The organism is Corynebacterium sp. (genome assembly GCF_030826625.1).
In the GTDB taxonomy this organism is placed as follows: Bacteria; Actinomycetota; Actinomycetes; order Mycobacteriales; family Mycobacteriaceae; genus Corynebacterium.
Genome location: NZ_JAPJNQ010000114.1, coordinates 1 through 4363, shown reverse-complemented (window position 1 = coordinate 4363; position 4363 = coordinate 1). Strand labels below are relative to the sequence as shown.

Below are 4363 nucleotides of genomic sequence, written 5' to 3'. Positions count from 1 at the left end.
CCAGCACCGGTAGAGTCGTCAAAATAACCGAGAGCTGAAACTCCGGGGCATGAAACTCCGGAACGCCCACCCACGGCGCATCCGAAATTGCCTGGGAAGCCTCGGCATCAACGTTTCCTGTCAGTGCCGCAAAAATCCACCCGACGACCACGCCGATGAGAATTCCCAGGCGGCTGACCATGCCTCGGCCAGCCACTGTTGCCAGCACAATCACCGCCAGCGTCACTGCCGCGACCAGCGGCTGAGTCTGAAAATTCTCGGTGGCAGTCGGCGCCAAATTCAGCCCGATCAGCGCAACGATCGCACCGGTCACTGCCGGCGGAAGTACGGCATCAATAACTTTCCGACCAGCGATTTTCACCGCAAGGCCCACGGCCATGAGTACCACACCGGTGACGAAAATTCCGCCTAATTGTGCTGCGATACCGTGCTGCTGGGACGCGATCAGCGGCGCAATGAATGCAAACGAAGAGCCCAGATAGGAAGGCAGCTGGTTTCGGGTGATGAGCAAGAACAACATCGTGCCCACACCGGAGAACAACAGCGTGGTGTTGACCGGGAAACCAGTCAATGTGGGAACCAGCAACGTGGCCCCGAACATCGCAAAGACATGCTGCATGCCAATGCCAATGGTCCGGGGCCATGAGAGCCGTTCATCAGGTGCAACGACGGCACCTTTGTTTATCGTCTTGCCATCACCGTGGAGCGTCCAGCCAATCGAAGTAGTCACGCCTAGTCATTATTGTCGGCGCTGGCTTCCACGTGGTAATCGGCTAGCTCTTGTGCCATCACCGCAGGCAAGCGGACGTCGATGACGGTTCCATTCTCGGTGTACTCCTCGCTGTGCACGGTACCGTAATCATGCACACGGGAAACAAGATCACCGCGGGTATACGGAATTTCCACTACGACGCGGGTGTCCAACGAATTCAAAAACAGCTCAACCCGACCGGATAGCTCTGCGATGCCTTCACCAGTTTTTGCTGAGACATACACGACATTTTCGTTGTCAAGCACATTGCGAACTTCCGCTAATACCAGCGGATCGGCGGCATCTATTTTGTTGAGGACAATAATTTCCGGTGGCGCAGGCTGGCCAGTCTCCTCCACGATATCGCGGATGACCTTATTCACCGCTGTGATCTGTTTCAAAGGGAACGGATCGGCTGCATCAACCACATGCAGCATCAAGTCAGCAGCCAGGACTTCTTCCAACGTAGATTTAAACGCCTCGACGAGCTGAGTCGGCAAGTGCCGGACAAAGCCGACGGTGTCCGTGAATACAACGCTACGTCCGTCGCCAAGCTGGGCTTTCCTGGTAGTAGGATCCAGGGTGGCGAATAACGCATCTTCCACAAGCACACCGGCATCGGTCATCGCATTGATCAGCGAGGATTTCCCCGCATTGGTATAGCCTGCGATTGCAATTTGTGGCACCAGAGAATCTTGCCGACGAGCGCGCTTAATCTCCCGGGTGGTTTTCATCCCGGCTAAGGATTTGCGCAGGCGCGCCATCTCCGCACGGATACGACGCCGGTCGGTTTCGATTTTGGTTTCACCAGGGCCACGCAATCCAACACCACCATTGGAGCCCGCTCGGCCACCAGCCTGGCGTGACAAGCTACCGCCCCAACCACGGGTGTGGGTGTAAAGGTATTCCAGTTGGGCAAGTGAAACTTGAGCCTTACCCTCTTTGGATTTCGCATGCTGGGCGAAAATATCCAAAATCAGCATGGTGCGGTCGATTACCTTGGTGTCTAGTTCACGCTCCAGGGCGGTGAGCTGCCCCGGATTAAGTTCACCATCACAGATCACCGTGTCGGCACCGTATTCCTGAACCAGTGACTTCAATTGCTGAACTTTTCCGGAACCAATAAACGTGCCGGGATCTGGCGAATCACGTTTTTGGTAGAGGATTTCCAGCACATCGGCACCAGCGGTCTCGGCGAGCGCAGCAAGTTCTTCCAATGTTGCTTCTAACTCAGCGACGGTGCCTTCCGTCCACACCCCCACGAGAATGACCTGTTCCAAGCGCAGCTTACGGTACTCGACTTCGTAACCGTCGGTCGTATCTTCGGTGCGGATGGTGGTTTCACGGGTGACACGTCGGAACGCGTTGCGCTCCGCCAAATCCATATCCCCAGTGGTTGGGGCCGCCCGTTCCGGTTCGAGCCCCATGGCGCCATCGTGGCTGGATTGAGCAGTTTTCGAAGTTGCAGTGCTGAAAGTTTCATCGGCGTCGCTATAGAGCAACGCATCCTGCGACTCATTGTCTTTGAATGCCGCGTCGAGTAGTTCATCATGACTGCCCGAAGAGTTGCGGCTAGCAGATACTTTATGTGAGAAATTTTTCGTCATCTTAGATCCCATTATGCCAGCCGAAAGGCAATAAATCGAGGTTTCGCTGGATCCTGCATATTCGCTAAACTGGGGCATTATGACCGCAACGAAAAAGACCAACCTTTCCGCGATCGGCATGCACTTTGACAACTGGCAAGATGCCGTCGAAGCTGCGATCGCCACCAATCAGCTCATGGTCACCGGCGAAGTACGTGGCGGCCAGCTCGTGCAGTTTAACGACACTTCCGGCGCTCAGCTCAACATCTTGGCCGTCGAACCGTTTTCCACATTCGTCGGGTTTAATTCACTCAGCCAAACCTACGCGCACGTCGAGATGATCAACGACGTACTCGGTTTATGTGAGATCATCGATACTTCCGGTAATCCACTCAGCACCATTACTGCGCACGTGGCTCAGGGTCCGCTGCTTGCCGACGAACCTGCCCAGCCCTGGCAACAGCTCACAGTTGCAGCCCTTGCCGACGAAATTTCGGTTGTCCCGGATGTCCAAGCGTGGACTCAACAGAATCCAGATACGCAACTTGGCACTGTGGAATCTCACGGAGCAGAAATTATCGATGCTGGTAGTGGCGCACAAACCCCAGATGCAACAGCGCATTTTTCTGGTCAGGTGATTCAATCCACTACGCTGCGCAATCAGCTCACCGGCCAAGAATTCCATCACGTCGTAATCGATGCGCTATTCCCACTCGATGTCTGTATCTCCATCGATACTCTTGAGAAACTACCCGAACGCGGTGAGATCATTAGCGGTACCGGCACGTTGACCTCTTCTATCTTGGCGCCTTCCGGCGGCTGCGGTTCTGGCGGTTGCGGTTGTGGTTCCGGCGGTTGCGGTTGCGGTGGCCATTAAAGCCTTAGCACAGTATGGTTAACCTGAGTCGGCGATGGTATCACCCGGTGAAACTACGCACACGGCTCGCGCGCACCGCACTGTGAATACGGAAACGCCAGATCGACAGACGAAACAGGCTGAATAGATCACGCTAAATAGAAAACAGACTAGGAATCGAAAACTCAGATTATGGCTGTAACTCCTTCGAGCGGTTCTCCCCGCCAGCGCATCGGCATCATTTGTGCCATCGTGTTGGCGATTCTGCTCGTTTGGTGGCTGAAATCTGCGGGCGTCATCCTCGTTTTGGTGTTGGCAATTCTCGCCTGGTTCTATTTAGCTTCCCGACCGTCGTCTAACGAGGTACAGGCTTTGCGCATGTCGATTAAATTGTCGCTCGATGAGCTCGACGATATCCTCGGCGAATACGAAAATTTCGCCTATTCCCACGACGCAGATCACCTCGCAGACCGTACGATCCACCGCCCGGAACTATTAAATATAGATAGCACTGATCCGGACATCGAACGCTTTCATTACGAGTATTCCACCGCGCGCCGCTACAGCAAGCGCATGCACGCGCATCTCGCAAAGCACCATTTAGACGTTAGCCAGCTGGAGCGCTTGCTCTCAGTTTCAGATGAACGGGTCGCGAGCCTTCGCGAATATTGGTTGGCAGCCCGGCGCGCGGCACAGCGGAAAGGCCCCGGGAGCACCGGAGCGCTGTAGAGGATTCCCGGGTGGTTGGCAGCGAGCTTGCGATTTCCTCAATGAGAGAAATCTAGGCTCACGTTAATCAGCTCAGATCGGTTTCTCTCTCACAGTTCGATGGTGAAGGTGCCCTGCGCAACGATGCGTGATGGGCCTGTCAACGTCGCTCCATCTGCACGGATCTCAACCTCTACTGTCCCCCCGGGGATAGCGACAGTCACGGTTCCTTCCCCTAATCCAGCTTCGGCGAGGGCGGCGCAGGCGGTAGCCACGGTGCCCGTACCACAGGATTTTGTCTCTCCTACCCCACGTTCGAATACTCGCATGTGGGTGGTTCCATTAATCAATGGTGTGGCGATCTCCAGATTTGCGCCTGCGGGGAAGAATTCTTCGTCCAATCGCGGTGCGTGCAATTCCAAGTTGGCGATGTCTTCTGCCTGCCCTCCCGGCACTACCACT

Annotated in this window: 4 protein-coding genes and 1 pseudogene; 2 read left to right on the top strand and 3 right to left on the bottom strand. The window is 55.3% G+C overall.

Translation table 11 applies throughout. The features are described 5' to 3' along the window. Window positions 1-730 (bottom strand): uracil-xanthine permease family protein (locus tag RCH87_RS10225; protein ID WP_306516592.1); only part of this gene is annotated, 730 nt, incomplete at its 3' end. A gap of 2 nt (window positions 731-732) precedes the next feature. Further along, a complete protein-coding gene (gene hflX / locus RCH87_RS10220) occupies window positions 733-2178 on the bottom strand; it encodes a GTPase HflX (RefSeq protein ID WP_306516593.1) in 1446 nt (481 codons plus the stop codon). A 259-nt stretch (window positions 2179-2437) separates the two neighbouring features. On the opposite strand from hflX, the gene RCH87_RS10215 reads away from it, so the two are divergent. After that, window positions 2438-3214 (top strand): hypothetical protein, encoded by a 777-nt coding sequence (locus tag RCH87_RS10215; RefSeq protein WP_306516591.1) that lies wholly within the window; start codon window positions 2438-2440, stop codon window positions 3212-3214. Between the two features lie 171 nt (window positions 3215-3385). Further along, a complete protein-coding gene (locus RCH87_RS10210; RefSeq protein ID WP_306516590.1) occupies window positions 3386-3922 on the top strand; it encodes a hypothetical protein in 537 nt (178 codons plus the stop codon). A gap of 89 nt (window positions 3923-4011) precedes the next feature. On the opposite strand, the pseudogene RCH87_RS10205 reads toward RCH87_RS10210, so the two are convergent. Then, a pseudogene (locus RCH87_RS10205) lies at window positions 4012-4363 on the bottom strand (diaminopimelate epimerase); the annotation flags it as partial.

What these genes read in the sequence shown, in the direction of transcription:
- RCH87_RS10215 (WP_306516591.1), top strand. Translation starts at nt 2,438, where the DNA reads ATGACCGCAACGAAAAAGACCAACCTTTCCGCGATCGGCATGCACTTT.
- RCH87_RS10210 (WP_306516590.1), top strand. Translation starts at nt 3,386, where the DNA reads ATGGCTGTAACTCCTTCGAGCGGTTCTCCCCGCCAGCGCATCGGCATC.
- hflX (WP_306516593.1), bottom strand. Translation starts at nt 2,178, where the DNA reads ATGGGGCTCGAACCGGAACGGGCGGCCCCAACCACTGGGGATATGGAT.